Raw genomic sequence first — 18820 nt, 5'->3', positions numbered from 1 at the left:
GGAAGTTAGTTTGATTTTTATGGTATTTTTACAATTCGTTTATTTTATATCCATACTTTATTGATACACTGGAGGAGATAAGAAACGAGAGGTAGGATGCTATGGAGAAGGTAAAGGCAATACTATTTGATAAAGACGGAACATTAATGGATTTTCACTCAATTTGGATAAAAGTAGCTGAAGAGCTTGTCGCTGAATGTATAAAATTATATCAACTTCCACAGTCAATGCAGCCTACTTTATTAAAAGAAATCGGCGTGGAGGGGGTGGTTGTGAACCCTCGTAGTGCAATAGCTGCTGGAACAAGCCTCGATGTAGCAAAGGGGCTTTGTAAGTATATTGCGTCATCTAAGGAAGAGGAGATGCATGAGTGGGTAAGTGAAAAATTATTTTCGCTTATGTACGAGTACCGCTCCCATATGAGAATGACAGCAGATTTACCGAGAATTTTACAAGGTTTAAAGGATAGAGGATTTATTTTAGGTGTTGTTACAGCGGATGATTTCGCGCCGACAGAATTATTTTTAAAACAATATCAATTAGAATCTTTTTTTGATTATGTTGTGGCTTCAGATACGTTTCCGGCACAGAAACCTGATAAAAGAATTGTAGAATCCTTTTGTGAAAAGTTTCATTTAGAGGCATGTGAAGTAGCGGTCGTAGGGGATACGCCAACAGATTTGTATTTAGCTAAGAACGGTGGCGATTGCTATGCAATCGGAGTACTGTCTGGTACAGGAGATCGTCAAACGTTAGAACCACTTGCGGATTTAGTAGTACAATCTGTTGGGGAGTTTATTTCTCATTCGGGTGAGTTGATTTGGGAACAAGGAAAGTCTAATGTGTAAGGAAAATAAGTCTATAAGGACTCTTAAAGAGTCTTTATAGACTTATTTTTTATGTCGACATAGAAGGCATGTAGGATGAATGTTGGAAAAGAATGTTGGCATACATTTTGCAATGAAAAGAGAAAACAATGTAAAGAAAAGGATGGGGTACGTAATGAACATAAAAAAATTTGCTAAAGTAAATGAACAAATTCCTGGACCGAAAGCAGCGTCTTTATTAGAACGCCGCCAAAATATAGTACCAAAAGGAGTAAGTAACGGCATCCCAACGTTTGTACAATCTGCAAATGGTGCTCTTGTAACAGATGTTGATGGCAATCAGTACATTGATTTCGCGGGAGCAATTGGAACAATTAACGTAGGACATTGTCATCCAGCTGTTAAAGAAGCGCTTCATAAACAAGTAGATCAATACATTCATACTGGATTTAATGTCATGATGTATGAGCCATATATTGAATTAGCAGAAAAACTTGCGGCATTAGCGCCAGGAAGTTTTGATAAGCAAGTACTATTTTTAAATAGTGGTGCAGAAGCGGTTGAGAATGCGGTGAAAATCGCTCGTAAATATACAAAAAGACCTGGTATTATCGCATTTTCTAAAGGTTTCCACGGACGTACATTAATGACAATGACGATGACAAGTAAAGTAAAACCATATAAATTTGGATTTGGCCCATTTGCACCGGAAGTATATAAAGCGCCGTTTCCGTACGAATATCGCCGTCCAGAAGGATTAACGGAAGAGCAGTACGATGACTTTATGATTGAAGAGTTTAAGAATTTCTTCATATCAGAAGTAGCACCAGAAACAATTGCAGCTGTTGTAATGGAACCTGTTCAAGGGGAAGGTGGATTTATCGTTCCAAGTAAGAAGTTTGTTCAAGAAGTACGCAATATTTGTTCAGAACACGGCATCTTATTTGTAGCGGATGAAATTCAAACAGGATTTAGCCGTACAGGAAAATACTTTGCCATTGATCATTATGATGTCGTTCCAGATTTAATTACGGTATCTAAATCATTAGGCGCTGGTGTACCGATTAGTGGTGTTATTGGGCGCAAGGAAATTATGAATGAATCTGCGCCAGGAGAGCTTGGTGGAACGTATGCAGGAAGCCCACTAGGATGTGCGGCAGCGTTAGCAGTACTTGATGTAATAGAAAGAGAGAATTTAAATGATAGAGCGATAGAATTAGGAAAAGTCGTAATGAACCGATTCGAAGAGATGAAAAATAAATATAATTGCATCGGTGATGTGCGTGGTTTAGGAGCGATGTGTGCATTTGAGCTCGTTCAAGATCGGAAGACGAAAGCACCTGATAAAACGTTAACAGCTAATTTGTGCGCAGAGGCAAATAAACGCGGATTACTCCTACTATCAGCAGGGACATATGGTAATGTTATTCGTGTGTTAATGCCATTAGTGATTACAGATGAGCAACTTGAAGAAGGGTTAACAATAATTGAAGAATCATTGCAAGTCTGTTATGAGAAAGCAAATACTGCTCGTGTTTAAAAGCTAAATAATAAATCGCAAACATTCTAGCTGACTCTATATAAAATGCAGAAAATTCACTTTATAATAAAGGTAGTGAAGTGAATCGATGGATTGGAAGTTAGGGGTGGCTAGGATGGTTGGAGAAAAGGAACGAGTGTTAATGGATTTACAAGATGTATTTGAATATGCGTTTGACGAAATTTTTGTGACTGACGAAAAGGGAATCGTTGTGCGTGTAAATAGTACATGTGAAAGGCACTATCAACTAGCTGCTAAAGAGTTAGTAGGTAAGCATGTGAAAGAATTGCAGAAGGATGGTATCTTTTATCCATCGGCAACGTTAGAAGTAATTGAAAAAAAGAGACCGATTGAACTCGTTCAAACGACAAAATCAGGAGAGTATTTACACGTTCGTACAAGGCCTGTTTTTGATAATGAGGGAAATTTAAGAAGAGTAATTAGTTATTCTCGTGATCTTACAGAGCTCTACCAATTACGTCAAAAGGTAGAGGAAATGGATAATCAGTTAAAAACATATAAAAAAGAATTAAGAGAAACATATGAACATGAAGGACTTATTTTTAAAAGTATCGCTATGCAAAAAATAGTCGAGACAATCAAGAAAGTATCCGTGGTAGATAGTACAGTTCTCGTTTTAGGTGAGACAGGAGTAGGGAAGAGTCGATTAGTACGTCATTTACATGAAGTGAGTAACAGGAAGAATGAAAGTTTCCATGAAATTAATTGTGCGGCATTGCCAACGAATTTAATTGAATCAGAGCTTTTTGGATACTCAGGTGGATCTTTTACAGGTGCGAATCGTGAAGGGAAAAAGGGAATATTAGAATCAGCTCATAAAGGAACTCTTTTCTTAGATGAAATTGGCGAAATGCCACTTGAAATTCAAGCGAAACTTTTGCAAGTGTTGCAAGAAAAAACGTTCCGCCCTATTGGCGGAAGAGAATTAAAAAAAGTGGATGTTAGAATTGTAGCGGCAACAAATCGAGATTTAAGTATGATGGTGAAACAAGGAACATTCCGGAAAGATTTATATTATCGTCTGAATGTCATTCCAATTTTAATTCCGCCACTCAGGGAAAGAACCGAAGACATTTTGCCGCTCATTTATCATTATTTACAGCACTTTAACGAGAAATATGGCCGGAATGTAAAATTAGCACCTAGCACATTACAAATGTTTGTTGGTTACCCGTGGGAAGGAAATAATAGAGAAATTGAAAATGTGATTGAGAGAATTGTTATAACTGCTGATGATATCGTTACGATAGAAGATTTGCCAATAGCGATGCAAGAATCAACGGTTGAACAGTCCGGCCAAAGTCTCTATAAAATGTTAGAAGAAGTAGAACGTAATATTATTTTGAAAGCATATAAAACATATGGATCGAGTTATAAAGTAGCGGAGTTTTTAAAAATAAGTCAATCTGCTGCCACTAGGAAGATAAAGAAACTTATAGAGGAGGAAGAAAATATTGGATAAAAAAGCGACGTTTGTAAATGTAGAGAAAAAGGCGATGTATATAAATGGTGAGTGGATTACATTGCAAGAACAAATCGAAGTAAATAATCCAGCAACGAAGGAAATATTTGCGACGGTACCAAAGGGCGGGGTAACAGAGGCAAAGCAAGCTGTTGATGCTGCTCATGAAGCTTTTAAATCATGGTCTAAGTTAACAGCGGCAGACCGTGCAGTGAAGTTAAAAAAATGGTTCACACTTATTGATGAAAATAAAGAAGAGATTGCAGCAATCATGACGAGGGAACAAGGAAAGCCGTTTGCAGAAGCACTTGGTGAAGTGAATTATGCAAATAGCTTTGTTGAATGGTATGCAGAAGAAGGAAAACGCGTATACGGTGAAATGATTCCTGCTTCTCATCCAAATAAACGTATTTTAGTTATGAAGCAACCAGTTGGGGTTATGGCAGCTATTACACCTTGGAATTTCCCGGCTGCTATGATTACGAGAAAGGTAGCTCCAGCGCTTGCAGCAGGATGTACAGCGGTTGTAAAACCTGCAAGTCAAACGCCGTTAACTGCGTTAAAATTAGCTGAATTAGCCCATGAAGCGGACATTCCTAAAGGTGTAATAAACATTGTAACAGGTAGTGCGAAAGCAATTGCTGATACGTGGATGGAAGATGGACGTGTTCGAAAAGTTTCCTTTACAGGATCAACTGAGATTGGGAAAGAATTAATGGCTAGTGCTGCACAAACGATGAAAAAGGTTTCACTTGAGTTAGGTGGTCACGCGCCGTTTATTGTTATGAATGATGCGGACTTAGATAAAGCTGTAGAGGCGGTAATCGGTTCGAAATTCCGTAACGCAGGACAAACGTGTATATGTACAAACCGAGTATTTGTTCAGGAAGAAGTGTATGAAGTATTTGCAGAGAAGTTTCAAAAGGCAGTAGGGCAGTTAAAAGTAGGAGACGGCTTTGGTGACGGAACGACTGTAGGACCACTTATTGACGAGAATGCAGTTTCGAAAGTACAGGAACATATTGAAGATGCTATTCAAAAGGGTGGAACAGTTTTATATGGTGGCCAAAAGGTTGCAGAGCTAGATGGACACTTTATGCAACCAACTGTAATTGGATTGGCGAACGATACGATGCTTTGTATGAATGAAGAAACATTCGGACCAGTAGCACCAGTTGCGAAATTTAAAACGGTTGAAGAAGTAATCGAACGTGCAAATCATACACCATATGGCTTAGCTGCTTATATTTTCACAAAAGATATTAGTCAAGCATTCCAAGTTAGCGAGGCATTAGAGTACGGTATTATCGGATTAAATGATGGACTTCCATCAGTTGCACAAGCACCGTTTGGTGGCTTTAAAGAAAGTGGTATTGGCCGTGAAGGAGGGCATTTCGGTATCGAGGAATATTTAGAAATTAAATATATTTCATTAGGACTATAAGTAGTATACTAGAATCTCTATAAGGTAACAGAGAAGGAGATTCTAGTATGGTATATTGGCTATTATTACTCGTAACAATTATTTTTGAAGTAGCTGGAACAATTGCAATGAAATTATCAAACGGTTTAACAAAGCTCGTTCCAAGTGTACTGATTTTCGTATTTTATGGAATTTGTTTCAGCGTATTTGCTATCGTTGTCAAAAAAATTCATTTAAGTATCGCTTATGCCATTTGGTCTGGTGTAGGAACATTACTTATTACAATCATTAGCGTGTATTTTTTTAAAGAGCACATTAACTTATTCCAAGCATTTTGTATTCTCTTTATTGTTTTAGGAGTAATTGGACTTAAGGTTTCATCGGCATCATAAAAGGCTATCTTCCGGTGCGGGAGATAGCCTTTTGTTTTTTATTAAAATGCCCAGTTACCTTTACGGAAGATTGGTTCATGTCTTCCGTCATCTGTAATACCATCGATATCAAGCTCAGCTGATCCGATCATGAAGTCGTTGTGTGTAATACTAGTATTTGCTCCGTTTTCAGCAAGTTCTTCTTTAGACATTGTTTTTCCGCCAACTAAGTTGAATGCATAAGCACTTCCGATTGCAAGGTGGCAAGATGCGTTTTCGTCAAATAGCGTATTGTAGAATAAAATATTTGTGTTTGAAATTGGTGAGTCATGAGGTACTAAAGCCACTTCTCCTAAGAAGTGAGAACCTTCATCTGTTTCTACTAAATGTTTTAAAGCCTCTTCACCAGTTTCAGCTTTATAATCTACGATACGTCCGTTTTCAAATGTTAACGTGAAGTTATCGATAATGTTACCTGCAAATGCTAACGGTTTTGTACTAGATACTTGGCCGTTTACACCTGTTTTAAGTGGCATTGTAAATACTTCTTCAGTTGGAATGTTCGCCATAAATGGTACGTTCTTTTCATTTAAGCTACCAGCACCAGCCCATACATGCTTTTCTGGAAGTTCGATTGTTAAATCTGTTCCAGGACCCGTATAGTGAAGAGCTTTATAATGTTTTTCGTTTAAGTAATCAACTTTTGTATGTAACGTTTCATCGTGTTCTTTCCATGCTTCTACAGGATTTTCTAAATCAGCGCGAGTCGCTTTAAAGATAGCATCCCATAGTTTTGCTTCTTGTTCTTCTGGTGCAACGTCAGGGAATACTTTCGCAGCCCATTCTTTCGTAGGAACAGAAATGACACACCAGCTTACTTTATCAGCTTGTACGTAATCACGATATACTTTCATTGCTTCACCGGCTACTTTATGAGCAGCTGCAATACGCGTTGATTCTACACCTTTTAATAAATCAGGATTTTCTGCATAAATAGACATAAATGCAGCGCCTTCTTTTGCTAATTCTTCACGAGCGTGTGCTTTCCAAGAAGGGAATTCAGAGAATGCTTCTTCAGGAGCTAGATCGAACTTTAAGCGTGTTAACGTTTCATCATTCCAATCAACATATACGTGTTTTGCACCAGATTTATATGCTTTCTCTGTAACGAGGCGTACAAATTGTACAGCTTCAAGAGGTGCACTAATTGATAATGTTTGTCCTGGTTGAATATTAACACCAACATTGACTGCAAGAGCAGCATATTTCTCTAACGTTTGTTCAAATGACATATGTATAATCTCCTTTAATTTGAAAGATTTCTTACTATATATAATACAAGAAAATTCAAAAAATATATATAAATATAGCGTAAAAAGAGAGCTCAAAATATATTGAGCTCTGATCGTTATTTAATCGAAGAAGCAAATTGTTCTACTGTCGTCGTATTGTGTATGCGAACACGCTTCATTTTTAACAGCTCATCGGGTTCACCTTTCGTAATGAACTTTCCGGGCTTTGTTGTCGTCGCAAATTGATAATACTTCTTCGTTTCTGCAACGACTTTATCATCTACATGACCGAATGGATAAGCAACTGCGATAACAGGCTTACCTGTTATTTTTTCTAGCTTTTCTTTCGATTCCTTTAATTCTTCTTCATAGTTTGTAATCTTCGGTAAGTCTGCATGTGTTGCAGTATGAGATTGCATGGAGAAAATACCCGAATCAACCATTTCTTTTATGTCGGATGTAGAAAGAGATCCGTCAGCATCGGCATTATTAACAATCATATATTCTGTTGCTGTTGGTTTAAACGTATCGTCTTTTAGCTTTTGCAAAATATGAAATGCATTCATATTATTTTTCATACCGTCATCAAATGTAACGAAGATAGGTTTATTTACTTTATTAATATCGCCCCAACGTTCAAAAGTTAGTAATGTATAGCCGTTGTCCTTTAAATATTTCATTTGGGCTTCAAAATTAGCAGGTGATACGAATAAATCTTTAATGCCTTGTCCATGATAATCATCGATTGCATGGTACATAAGAACGGGAACCTTTTGCTGGAAAGTAATAGTAGATTTTGTGAGTGGAATGTTTTTCCCATCTTCTTTCCTTCCTATTGCTTCAATTTGAAACTCACCGCGTTTTCCTTCAAATTCTTTTATGTCAAAAGGAAGTGAAAATTGCTTTTCCTTTTCTTTAGAAGACAAAGATTTAGCAGTTTCCTTTCCATCAGCAGTTCGCCAAATTTTATATTGTACTTCAGCTAAAGTATCTTTTATATCTGCCATATGAATAGTAGTGTTTGTAGATTCGTGTGTAATAGGAAGATAAGAAATTTTACCTTGTTCTTGTACGGTCACTTCTTGTTTCTTAGTCTCTTGAACCTTTTTCTCTTTTTTAGGATCTTGACTTACATTGCTAGTATTACAACCTGCTAGAATGGCAGACGTACATAAAGCGATTGCTGCGTATTTTCTCATAAAATCACCTTCTATTGTGTATTATGTTGCATACGTATTTAAAATCCCCACCGCTGTAAGAGAGGTGGGGACATACCCTTGTTCATCATATCATTTTTAATTATGAGATAGGTTAGTGCCTTTCGATAGAAATATTCTTTCGTCTTTTAGTAAAGTTTACTTTATAAGAGATATGAATTTTTCCATAGATGTATTAGGTCCTACAAAATGGCGTTTAATTAAGTACTGTTCGTTTGGCATCCCTTTTGTAATGTGATTACCATGATCAGTAGTTACTGCGAATTCATAATGTTTTTTTGTTTCTTCAACAGCTGGATCATTATAAGAACCTACTGGATAGGCGAGAGCAATGACTTTTTTACCAGTAAGGGCTTCGATTTTTTCTTTCGAACTACGTAATTCCTCATCATAATTACTTGAATGAGCCATCATCGTATGATTAGCAGTATGCGATTGAATAGAAAAAATGCCTGAATCCATCATTTGTTTTATCTCATCTGTTGATAGACGATTTGGTTTGTCTATCTCATTTGCAGTAAGAAATTCAGTAGCCGTAGGTTGGAATCTATCATCCTTTAATTTTTGTAAAATATGAAGAGCATTCATATTATTTTTTCGACCATCATCCATCGTTACAAAAATAGGTTTATTTACACGATTTATATCATTCCAACGTTCAAACGTAAGCATCGTATAACCGTTATCTTTCAAATATTGCATATGCTTTTCGAATTGCTCAGGTGGTACGTATAAGCCGTAATCCCCATCACTTGGTCCAGGGTATTTTTCAATCGCATGGTACATTAATACGGGTACATGTTGCTGGAATGTAATTTTAGATGTTACTAGATCTGTTTCAGTATGATCTTCTTTGATTCCTACTGTTTCAATTTGAAATTCGCCACGTTTTAAATGAAATGATTTTAAATGTAGTGGGAGGGCAAAGTCACGATCTTTTTCTTGTGAAGTAAAAGTTTGTTTGCTTTCAGGACCATCAGCAGTACGCCAAATATTGTAACGTACTTGTGTGAATGAATCTCTTAAATCTTTGGTATAAAGCGTGGTGTTTTGTGCGTTATATTCATAAGGATCCCATGTAATAATCCCTTGTGTTAAAGGCAGTTCAACCGCTTTCGCTTTTTTTTGTTCAACTGTTTGTTTCGCCGTTGCTTCTTTTATTTGTTTATCACTAGTGCTACTAGTGTTACAACCTACGAGAATAGCAGAAGAAAGTAAAGCGATATATGTATATTTTTTCATTCTATCATCCTTCTATTGTGTTTTAATTATCATCACTTATGTCTTGAAATTATCATTCGTATAAGTGACACTAACTCAAATTTTCGATTTTAAAAATTTGAATTATACCCTTGTACATCATATCACTATAGAATATAGAGGGGAATACATTTTTGGAATAATTCGGAAAAACACTTTATATTTTTCTGGTGGAGTTTACATAAAAATACATATAGAAGAAAGTAAAAAAACTCCACTTAAATTTCCTTTTGAAAAAGGAGAAGTAAGGTGGAGTTTTTTATTATATAAACAATCCAGCGATTGTTGCAGATAAAATAGAAGCAAGTGTTGATGCAAATAACATTTTCCAGCCGAATTTAGAAACGATGCTTCCTTGTTTTTCAGAAAGGGCACGGATTGTACCGACAATCGCACCAATTTGGCTAATACTTGCGAAGCTAATTAAGAATACTGTAACGATTCCAACTGTACGTGGAGATAATGTTGATGCAACATCTTTTAAATCAAGAATTGCTACAAATTCGTTTAATACAATCTTCGTACCCATAATACCACCAGCTGGGATAATATCTTGAGTTGGAATACCCATTAAGAATGCGAATGGAGCAAGTATATAACCGAAGATTTGTTGTAACGTAACAGCATATCCCATTGCACCTGAAGCTGCGCTAATTACGTAGTTTACAACTTCCATCACACCGATGAAGGCGATCATTAATGCAGCAACGATACCAGCTACTTTTAAACCATCAAGCGCACCGTTAATCATTGCGCCGATAAAGCTGTCTCCGAATAAAGTTCTATCAAATTTTTGAATCACTTCATCTTCTTTCTTCGTATCAACTGGTGTTAATAGCGAACAAACGATTAAGCTTGAGAATAAGTTTAATGGAAGAGCTGCTAGTACATATTTCGCATCTAACATCATTACGTATGATGCTGTAACAGAAGCAGAAACGGAACTCATTGCAGAACAACAAATGATAAACATACGGTTTTTGTTAAAATGTTGTAAATCATTTTTAATAACGATTAACGCTTCACTTGAACCGAAGAATACAGAGTTTACTGCGTGGAATGACTCGACGCGTGGTAAACCGGTAATTTTTGAAATGGCACCGCCGACAACGCGAACGATGAATGGTAAAACACCTAAATAACTAAAGATAGAAAGTAGTGCTGAGAAAAATACGATAATTAATAATACATTTAAGAAAAAGACAAAATCTCTTTGAATTCCATTAAAGAGAAAATCGACACCTGTCGTACCAAGTTTAATTAGTTTGTTGAAAACTTTACCAATGAAAATAATGACTTGTTGACCAATCTTTGTGCCAAACATAAACCAACCGATTAAAATTTGAAAACCAATCATAATAGCAATTGCACGGAAGTTGATTTTACTTTTGTTGTTTGACAAAGCAAAACATAAACCTAAAACGACAAGAATACCGATAATGCTCATTACATATTGCATGTAGTTGCCCCTTTCAGAAGTTCGTATAAAGTTTGTACATAAAACGCTCGTTATATTACTAAAAATAAAACAAAGAGGTTTTATGTCATACGTAAGATGTCTGACCTTTTAGAAAAATAAAAATAAAAAAAGACCCATATGGATTCACTTTCATCTATGAGAGAAAGCTAATCAATATGAGTCCTTTTTTGCACATAGGCTAATATTCATTAGTTTTCCCCATAGTCCAGCAATTTAAGGTTGCCGGGTAGAAACTCTCGATCCATATTATCGAATATATATGAGGTAACATCGTCCGTATTAAATTAGTAGTAGCGTAACATTAACAGAGAACTATCGTCAATAGCTTTTTTTCTTCCGATAGAAATAGACCATATAAGTATGATAAAATGTAACGCAGTGTTATGAAAAAGAGAGGTCGGAAAATGAGTATAAAAATGACGCCACCAGTTGAAAAAAACGAGTTTATAGATGTAGTATTTGAAGATTTAACACATGATGGTGCCGGTGTTGCGAAAGTAAAGGGCTATCCTATTTTCGTTAAAAACGGATTACCAGGTGAAGAAGCACAAATTAAAATTATTAAAGTGAAGAAAAACTTCGCATTCGGTCGTTTAATGAAGCTTCATACAGAGAGCCCATATCGTAAAGATGCAGAATGCCCAGTGTACAATCAGTGCGGCGGTTGTCAGCTTCAGCACTTAACATATGAAGGACAATTACAAGCGAAAGAAAAACAAGTACGTGACGTTATGCAGCGCATTGGCGGATTAAGCGATGTTCCTGTGCACCCTGTACTTGGTATGAAGAACCCATGGGTATACCGTAACAAAGCACAAGTACCAATTGGAGAACGTGAAGGTGGACTTGTCGCTGGTTTCTATCGCCAAGGAACACATGACATTATTAATATGGAATCATGTTTAATTCAGGCAGAAGAAAACGATGCATTAATCCAGGAAGTAAAGCGTATTTGTGAAAAACACGGTATTTCGGCATACAACGAAGAGCGTAACAAAGGAACACTTCGCCACGTAATGGCTCGTTACGGACAAGTAACAGGGGAAATTATGCTTGTCTTCATTACTCGTACAGCAGAATTACCAAACAAAAAAGCAATCATTGAAGAAATTGCTGCGAAATTCCCAGAAGTAAAATCGATTGTTCAAAACGTAAACACGAAACGTACAAACGTAATCTTCGGAGACACGACGACAGTACTGTACGGATCAGAATACATTTATGACTTTATCGGTGACATTAAATTTGCAATTTCAGCACGTTCATTCTATCAAGTAAACCCAGAGCAAACGAAAGTGCTATATGATAAAACGTTAGAATATGCAAAACTAGATGGCAACGAAACAGTAATTGATGCCTATTGCGGAATTGGATCAATTTCCTTATTCCTAGCGCAAAAAGCGAAAAAAGTGTACGGCGTTGAAATCGTCCCAGAAGCAATCGAAGACGCAAACCGAAACGCAGCACTAAACAACATGACAAACGCTGAGTTTGGCGTAGGAGAAGCAGAAGTAGTTATTCCAAAATGGTACAAAGAAGGCATAATCGCCGACACAATGGTCGTAGATCCACCGCGTAAAGGTTGTGATGATGCACTACTAAACACAATCATCGACATGAAACCAAAACGCGTCGTATACGTATCATGTAACCCAGCAACATTAGCGCGTGACTTAAAAGTACTAGAAGAAGGCGGATATAAAACGCAGGAAGTACAACCTGTTGATATGTTCCCGCATACGACTCATGTGGAGTGTGTAGCTTGGCTTAAGTTGGTATAATAGAAAAGCAGTTGATATAGGAAAATCTATACCATCTGCTTTTTGGTTTACAAAAATACCATTTATAAGCGATTTTAGTTAAAATAAATATTGCTGATTTTCACAAATTATAAATTGAGAGTTTGAAATTGTATTCATAGTGAGAGGATTTGAATTTGAAATGATAGATAATTTTTGGCGTGATTTACCACGACCATTTTTCGTACTTGCACCAATGGAAGATGTGACAGACGTTGTTTTTCGTCACGTAGTAAGTGAAGCTGGTAGCCCAGACGTATTCTTCACAGAGTTCACAAACTCGGATAGCTATTGTCATCCAGAAGGTATGAAAAGTGTACGTGGCCGTTTAATTTTCACAGAAGATGAACAACCGATCGTGGCACATATTTGGGGAGATAACCCTGAATACTTCCGCCAAATGAGTATTGGTATGGCAGAGCTAGGATTTAAAGGTATCGATATTAATATGGGATGCCCTGTACCGAACGTTGCATCAAGAGGAAAAGGGAGTGGCCTTATTCTACGTCCAGACGTTGCGGCAGAACTTATCCAAGCAGCAAAAGCGGGCGGACTACCTGTCAGCGTAAAAACACGACTTGGCTTTAAAGAGTTAAGCGAGTGGGAAGATTGGTTAACGCACATTTTCAAACAAGATATTGCAAACCTTTCTATTCACTTACGTACAAGAGAAGAAATGAGCCAAGTAGATGCGCACTGGGAACTAATTCCGGAAATAAAAAAATTACGTGACCGCATTGCACCAAATACGCTAATAACAATCAATGGAGACATCCTTGATCGTAAAATGGGGCTGGAACTTGCTGAAAAATACGGTATTGATGGCGTAATGATTGGACGAGGCATCTTTAAAAATCCATTTGCTTTTGAAAAAGAGCCAAGAGAGCATAGCAGTAAAGAACACCTTGATCTTTTAAGACTACAACTCGATCTTCAAGATCAATATGCAGAAGTACTACCACGCTCCATCACAGGGCTTCACCGTTTCTTCAAAATTTATGTAAAAGGCTTCCCTGGAGCTGCTGAATTGAGAAATCAATTGATGAGCACGAAGTCGACAGATGAAGTGCGTGCATTACTTGATAAGTTTGAGGCGAGTGTTAATAAAGATGGGGATAGTGAAACAGTGTAACTTTTGAAAGTTACACTGTTTCATTTTAATTAAGGTGAACCGTATTATAAGTAAGGGCGGTATTCTATGTCGAACAAGGGTAAGAAAAGAATACAGGAGAAAATCGAAAATGGTTGGTCTTGATTTTCAATGATAGTATCATGTTTATTTTATTATGCCTATAATTGGAGGCCATGTGAATGTTAAGTGATCAGGCGAGATATTCTAGGCTCGCGAATATAACAAAAATCATAAATACAAAATTAGAACTACGTGAAGTATTGCAGCGTGTAACAATGGCTATATCAGAGGAGATTGTTAAGTGCAACGCTGTTGGAATTTATTTACCCCAGGAAGATGGAACATTTAGAGGGTTTGCAGGAAAACCAGAGACAATAAATGGCGTAACGCTCGATACTCAGGTAATCGATCCTGAAATAGACTTACTAGCAAAAGAAGTTATTGAAACAAAAAAAACCATTTATATCCCTGATACATCAAAGGATGATCGGCCGGATTCGAGACCAGTTGCTGCGTTCAAAATTAAGTCCTTATTAGCTCTACCTATCTCATTTGGGCAAGAGTTATTTGGTCTGGTTTTTTTATTTGATTATGGAGTTCCAATGAACTTAACAAATTCAGAAATTCAAAGTGTTGAAGCTTATGTAAATATGGCCGCGGTCGCAATTCAAAACGCAAATAATTTAACTCAAAAGGAAAACCTTATTGCCGAGAAGCAGCTGTTACTAAATGTTACCCGTGATTTATCAATGTGTTCCTCGATACAGGAGAGTTTTGATAAATGTTTTCTTTACTTAGGACAGATTTTAGAGAGTAAAAACATGGCTGCCCACCTTTTAGACCCGCTAGACAAAACCACGATTAAAACAACGAAGTTAAGCAAGGACTGTGATTGGACAGAAGCGGATTGGATGGAGAAAAGCTATGAAGCCAAGATCCAAGAGGTTATTCAAACAAAAAAAATAGATTGTAAGGGTCTACTGATGATTCCATTGGTTTCAATGGGAGAAGTATTAGGGGTAATCGTCGTTGGCAAAGAGGGAAAAGCTCACAATTATGATAATTCCCAAATGCAACTGGCAAAATCTATCGTTGATGCCACAGCGCCTACATTTTCCAACTTGTTATATATGGATCGACTTGAAAGCATGGTGGAAGAGCGAACGAGAGAACTGGCTGTTGCTAATGAAAAAGTTACAAGTGTGATTGAAAGTATTACGGATGGATTTTTTACTTTGAATAATACATGGGCATTTACGTACGTAAATAAGCATCAATATTTTCCACAAAGAAAAACAGCAAAAGATGTATTAGGCAAGAATATATGGGGTATTTTCCCAAGTAGCGTTGACGAAGTTATGTATAAGGAACTTCATCGTGCAATGTCAGAGCGAACTACAGTTTGTTTCGAATTTTTTTCTACCTCTGATGAATATTGGCACGAAGTTATTGCATACCCGTATGATGATGGTATTTGTTGTATTTTTAAAAACATAACGGAAAAAAAGCAATATGAGCAGGAATTGAAAAGGTTATCGAACCTAGATTTAATAGGGCAAATGGCAGCAGGCATCAGCCATGAGATTAGAAATCCAATGACAACAGTACGAGGATTTTTGCAGTTATTAAAAGAAGAGCCCACCTATGAGAAACATAATAAGCATTTTAATTTAATGATTGAAGAACTTGACCGTGCCAATTCTATTATTACTGAATTTCTCTCAATGGGTAATACAAAGAAATCAGATTTGCAGATGTTAGATTTAAATTCAATTATCCGCGATATTATTCCTTTAATAAAGATTGATACGTATAATCAAAATAAATATATTCAAGTCGATACAAATGACATTCCGGAATTACTTTTAAATCGTAATGAGATACGGCAATTATTAATAAACCTATATCGTAATGGCTTAGAAGCGATGGGCACAGAGAAAGCTCTAACCATTAGCACCTACAAAGAAGGTCAAAATTGTGTGGTGCTTGCAGTGCGGGATCAAGGAAAAGGTATCAGGCCTGAAGTATTAGAGAAACTGGGTACTCCATTTTACACGACCAAAGATAATGGAACTGGATTGGGGTTAGGCATATGTTATGCCATTGCTGCCCGTCATAATGCAAAAATTGAAATTCAAACAGGATCGGAAGGCACTACCTTTTTTGTTAAATTTAATTATAAAAATAATAAACAATAACTTTATTTAGATTAGTTACGGTGAACCGTACCACAAATAAAAAGTAAAACCTAAGTAAACATAATCAATATATTTCACCTGAATTTTGCGTAACATTCATGTTTGAGTTGCCCACTAAATTAGAGGTGCATAACAAGAAATGGACTAACCTATATCAGGGTAGTCCATTTTCAAGTGTGTTAATTAATCGTAAACCCCCAACCATAATTTCGCACGATTATCTCATCCTTTTTTGCTTTATTAATATCATCTTCAAAGGAAGGAGCTATCCCATTACCAACTAAAATACCTTTTACAGTATGTAATTTTAACTCTTTTTTACATAGTTTGATATAATGTTTAATTTGATTTAAAGCATTTCGATCAATAGGCCCTTTCTTAATTTCTACTACAATAAATTCGTTATTAGAAGTATCTCTTAGTAACAAATCTAAACGTGATTCATCTGAGAAGACATGCTGTGATTTTTCAATTATATAGTTTGCACCAAGTATTGCAGGGTTAGAAATGATGAATTTTTCGATATCTCTTTCTAAAATTTGAAATACTTCTTCAGCGGTTAAAATTCTATTAGTGAGTCTACCTTTAGACTCATTTTGTTCAATTAACTCTAACAATAAATTGATATCAGATGGATTCAATTCTTTCCAAGTGCGAAGAGCAGAAGAAATTGCACTTAACAAGGTTTGACTAGGATTAAGATTTGCAGGCCTTGATAATTTACTCAGTAATTCAGGTGTAATTTCCAAAGGAACTTGAAGGACCTTAGATTGAATAGGATTTCCAAACGCAATACATTCGCTTGGTGTCAGTTGCTTTATCTCTTTCTTTAGGTGAGGATTATCATATTTATTCATTATTAGCCGATTCTGTTTGATATCTTTTATAAGCGCGACCTCTTCGACCATATAATATGCGGTTATATAGCGCTTGTTATGTATTGTTTTATGAAAGAATAGAAAATCTCCCTTTTGTACTTTTAGGAGCTTTTCGGTATTAGATCCTGACTCTCCATATGTATATTCTCTTAGCATTGGGTCCTCATGTCCGAAGTTTCGTTCAGCATCTTTATAACCAATTAGATAATTCAATATTGATTCCCTCCCATATTAATTCTGTTATCATTATAAATTAATTGGGTTAAAATGGATAATTTAAAGTACCTAAACAACATATGTTGCTGTTTGAAAATCATCCCCATAAGCATTAATCCACCTAAGACTACAAAACCTCCACCTAAAATGTTAAAGTAGTAACTTAACGACATTAATTTACACATGCTAAAAGCATTACTATAATCAACATTTCAGGAGGCAAAACAATGGCAATGAGCAACAACGATATATTAAAAAGAGTAAGATACGCTTTAGATATAAAAGATATAGATATGGTGGAAATCTTTAAACTTGGCGGAATGGAAGTAACGAAAGAAGACGTAGTTGATATGCTTACAAAAATAAAGAGAGCACCTCAGCATGAAGCTGAAAATGATGATGTAATCGAAGATGAGTACGTAAAAACATGCGATATGATGATGTTAGAGGCATTTTTCAATGGATTTATTACTTTAAAAAGAGGGAAGCAAGATCCGAAACCAGGACAACCGGCACCTGTACAAAGCAAAGAGAGTGCGAATAATCTTCTTCTAAAGAAAATGAAAATTGCACTATCTTTAACGAGTGAGGATGTACTTGATATATTAGATAGCGTAGGCGTTATAGTAACAAAGGGAGAATTAGGAGCCCTATTAAGAAAGAAAGGCCATAAAAATTACAAAGAGTGCGGCGATAGATACGCAAGGAATTTCATTAAGGGATTAGGTGTAAAGTATAGAGGGTAATGAGTTTGTTAAAGCAGCAAATGATATAATAGGTAGAGTAGGGCGTTTGTATCCTACTCTTTTTTATTTGTAAAAATAATATGCTAGGTGATGAAATGGTACATACATATTTAGGTGAGACAATTAATTTTCATATAACTTATAAAAAGAAAAAGTCGGTGCGTCTTTTTGTAGATTCGTACGGAAATGTGGAAGTGCAGGCTCCGAAAGGGACACCTGTTGAATACTTAGTCCAGTTGCTGGAGGAGAAGTGGGATTGGATTCAGAAAACATGTAAGGAAATGCAAGAGCGAGCGCTTGGACCACAGGAAAAGGATTATGATCAAGGAGAGGATTTTCTGTATTTAGGGAATACGTATCCGATACAGATTTCCCAAGATGCAAGTATTACGCAAGACAATGCAGTGTTTGAAGAGGATAAGCTACATATTTATGTGAAAGAGCTTAAGGATGAGAAAGTCCAGCAGGCTTTAAAACGATTTTACTATAAGCAGTGTAAGTCATTAGTAGAGAAGAGTATTAAAGTGCATCAAAGTAACTTCAAAACAAAACCGCGTTCTATTCGTATTACAGATAGTAGTCGAACGTGGGGAACTTGTGATTCAAATTTACAGCTAACATTTAATTGGAAGTTAGCGATGGCACCACAGCAAGTAATTGATTATGTAGTTGTTCATGAAATGTGCCATATGGTTCATTTAAATCATGATCGCTCTTTTTGGCGTCTTGTCGGGAAGATAATGCCCGATTATAAGGAAATGGAGAATTGGTTAGCGTTATCTAGCTGGAAGATGACGGTTTAGTAAGGAATATCGATTTTTATCGGTAAATCGAAATTTATCGTCGAATCGTTGATATATTGTAAGTTACGATAGATATATTTGAAAAATCGTTGATATATTGTGAGTAATGATAGATATACTCGAAAAATCGTTGATATAATTTCAGTTACCATAGA

At 36.3% G+C, this 18820-nt stretch carries 15 protein-coding genes and 1 riboswitch; of the genes, 10 read left to right on the top strand and 5 right to left on the bottom strand.

What is annotated here, in order from left to right:
* Positions 1–101 precede the first annotated feature (101 nt).
* The 5 genes from DN392_RS25650 (at position 102) to DN392_RS25630 (ending at position 5665) form a co-directional block, all read left to right on the top strand.
* Complete coding sequence (locus DN392_RS25650; protein WP_000416639.1) at positions 102–848, top strand: HAD family hydrolase; 747 nt, start codon at positions 102–104, stop codon at positions 846–848.
* A 154-nt stretch (positions 849–1002) separates the two neighbouring features.
* Positions 1003–2367: a 4-aminobutyrate--2-oxoglutarate transaminase gene (gene gabT / locus DN392_RS25645; protein ID WP_048567200.1), complete on the top strand. Its 1365-nt coding sequence runs from the start codon at positions 1003–1005 to the stop codon at positions 2365–2367.
* A gap of 115 nt (positions 2368–2482) precedes the next feature.
* Entirely contained in the window at positions 2483–3850 is a 1368-nt protein-coding gene (locus DN392_RS25640; protein WP_048567194.1) for a sigma-54 interaction domain-containing protein, read from the top strand.
* Complete coding sequence (gene gabD / locus DN392_RS25635; RefSeq protein ID WP_048567193.1) at positions 3843–5294, top strand: NADP-dependent succinate-semialdehyde dehydrogenase; 1452 nt, start codon at positions 3843–3845, stop codon at positions 5292–5294. Before DN392_RS25640 ends, gabD begins: the two co-directional genes overlap by 8 nt.
* 47 nt (positions 5295–5341) lie before the next feature.
* Entirely contained in the window at positions 5342–5665 is a 324-nt protein-coding gene (locus DN392_RS25630; RefSeq protein ID WP_000263259.1) for a DMT family transporter, read from the top strand.
* A gap of 41 nt (positions 5666–5706) precedes the next feature.
* Here DN392_RS25630 and DN392_RS25625 read toward each other — a convergent pair whose 3' ends face one another.
* From DN392_RS25625 to DN392_RS25610, 4 genes are all read right to left on the bottom strand, one after another.
* A complete protein-coding gene (locus DN392_RS25625; RefSeq protein WP_061672132.1) occupies positions 5707–6936 on the bottom strand; it encodes an aminopeptidase in 1230 nt (409 codons plus the stop codon).
* Positions 6937–7052: 116 nt separating this feature from the next.
* Entirely contained in the window at positions 7053–8135 is a 1083-nt protein-coding gene (locus DN392_RS25620) for a polysaccharide deacetylase family protein (RefSeq protein ID WP_001233726.1), read from the bottom strand.
* A 156-nt stretch (positions 8136–8291) separates the two neighbouring features.
* Positions 8292–9395 (bottom strand): polysaccharide deacetylase family protein, encoded by a 1104-nt coding sequence (locus DN392_RS25615; protein ID WP_000760994.1) that lies wholly within the window; start codon positions 9393–9395, stop codon positions 8292–8294.
* A gap of 280 nt (positions 9396–9675) precedes the next feature.
* Positions 9676–10872: a NupC/NupG family nucleoside CNT transporter gene (locus tag DN392_RS25610; RefSeq protein WP_001200508.1), complete on the bottom strand. Its 1197-nt coding sequence runs from the start codon at positions 10870–10872 to the stop codon at positions 9676–9678.
* A gap of 202 nt (positions 10873–11074) precedes the next feature.
* A riboswitch (purine riboswitch) is annotated at positions 11075–11176 on the bottom strand.
* Between the two features lie 121 nt (positions 11177–11297).
* On the opposite strand from DN392_RS25610, the gene rlmD reads away from it, so the two are divergent.
* From rlmD to DN392_RS25595, 3 genes are all read left to right on the top strand, one after another.
* Complete coding sequence (gene rlmD / locus DN392_RS25605) at positions 11298–12674, top strand: 23S rRNA (uracil(1939)-C(5))-methyltransferase RlmD (RefSeq protein WP_000023589.1); 1377 nt, start codon at positions 11298–11300, stop codon at positions 12672–12674.
* 160 nt (positions 12675–12834) lie between these two features.
* Positions 12835–13824 (top strand): tRNA dihydrouridine synthase, encoded by a 990-nt coding sequence (locus tag DN392_RS25600; RefSeq protein ID WP_064056283.1) that lies wholly within the window; start codon positions 12835–12837, stop codon positions 13822–13824.
* Between the two features lie 179 nt (positions 13825–14003).
* Complete coding sequence (locus DN392_RS25595) at positions 14004–16022, top strand: GAF domain-containing sensor histidine kinase (RefSeq protein ID WP_071743085.1); 2019 nt, start codon at positions 14004–14006, stop codon at positions 16020–16022.
* Between the two features lie 179 nt (positions 16023–16201).
* Here DN392_RS25595 and DN392_RS25590 read toward each other — a convergent pair whose 3' ends face one another.
* Positions 16202–17113, bottom strand: a complete 912-nt coding sequence (locus tag DN392_RS25590; RefSeq protein ID WP_064056281.1) for an endonuclease NucS domain-containing protein — start codon at positions 17111–17113, stop codon at positions 16202–16204.
* A gap of 230 nt (positions 17114–17343) precedes the next feature.
* Here DN392_RS25590 and DN392_RS25580 point away from each other — a divergent pair, with 230 nt between their 5' ends.
* Together DN392_RS25580 and DN392_RS25575 are read left to right on the top strand one after the other, a co-directional pair.
* A complete protein-coding gene (locus DN392_RS25580; RefSeq protein ID WP_064056280.1) occupies positions 17344–17862 on the top strand; it encodes a YehS family protein in 519 nt (172 codons plus the stop codon).
* Between the two features lie 95 nt (positions 17863–17957).
* Positions 17958–18665 carry a M48 family metallopeptidase gene (locus DN392_RS25575; RefSeq protein ID WP_064056279.1) on the top strand — a complete coding sequence of 236 codons (708 nt, stop codon included), beginning with the start codon at positions 17958–17960 and terminating at the stop codon, positions 18663–18665.
* The last annotated feature ends 155 nt before the right edge of the window (positions 18666–18820 follow it).

Source organism: Bacillus sp. BB51/4, from assembly GCF_008368845.1.
GTDB lineage: Bacteria > Bacillota > Bacilli > Bacillales > Bacillaceae_G > Bacillus_A > Bacillus_A wiedmannii.
This window is presented reverse-complemented; position numbering and strand designations above follow the sequence as displayed.

What these genes read in the sequence shown, in the direction of transcription:
- DN392_RS25615 (WP_000760994.1), bottom strand. Translation starts at nt 9,395, where the DNA reads ATGAAAAAATATACATATATCGCTTTACTTTCTTCTGCTATTCTCGTA.
- gabT (WP_048567200.1), top strand. Translation starts at nt 1,003, where the DNA reads ATGAACATAAAAAAATTTGCTAAAGTAAATGAACAAATTCCTGGACCG.
- DN392_RS25630 (WP_000263259.1), top strand. Translation starts at nt 5,342, where the DNA reads ATGGTATATTGGCTATTATTACTCGTAACAATTATTTTTGAAGTAGCT.
- DN392_RS25640 (WP_048567194.1), top strand. Translation starts at nt 2,483, where the DNA reads ATGGTTGGAGAAAAGGAACGAGTGTTAATGGATTTACAAGATGTATTT.
- DN392_RS25595 (WP_071743085.1), top strand. Translation starts at nt 14,004, where the DNA reads ATGTTAAGTGATCAGGCGAGATATTCTAGGCTCGCGAATATAACAAAA.
- DN392_RS25620 (WP_001233726.1), bottom strand. Translation starts at nt 8,135, where the DNA reads ATGAGAAAATACGCAGCAATCGCTTTATGTACGTCTGCCATTCTAGCA.
- DN392_RS25650 (WP_000416639.1), top strand. Translation starts at nt 102, where the DNA reads ATGGAGAAGGTAAAGGCAATACTATTTGATAAAGACGGAACATTAATG.
- DN392_RS25575 (WP_064056279.1), top strand. Translation starts at nt 17,958, where the DNA reads ATGGTACATACATATTTAGGTGAGACAATTAATTTTCATATAACTTAT.
- DN392_RS25610 (WP_001200508.1), bottom strand. Translation starts at nt 10,872, where the DNA reads ATGCAATATGTAATGAGCATTATCGGTATTCTTGTCGTTTTAGGTTTA.
- DN392_RS25580 (WP_064056280.1), top strand. Translation starts at nt 17,344, where the DNA reads ATGGCAATGAGCAACAACGATATATTAAAAAGAGTAAGATACGCTTTA.
- DN392_RS25625 (WP_061672132.1), bottom strand. Translation starts at nt 6,936, where the DNA reads ATGTCATTTGAACAAACGTTAGAGAAATATGCTGCTCTTGCAGTCAAT.
- DN392_RS25600 (WP_064056283.1), top strand. Translation starts at nt 12,835, where the DNA reads ATGATAGATAATTTTTGGCGTGATTTACCACGACCATTTTTCGTACTT.
- rlmD (WP_000023589.1), top strand. Translation starts at nt 11,298, where the DNA reads ATGAGTATAAAAATGACGCCACCAGTTGAAAAAAACGAGTTTATAGAT.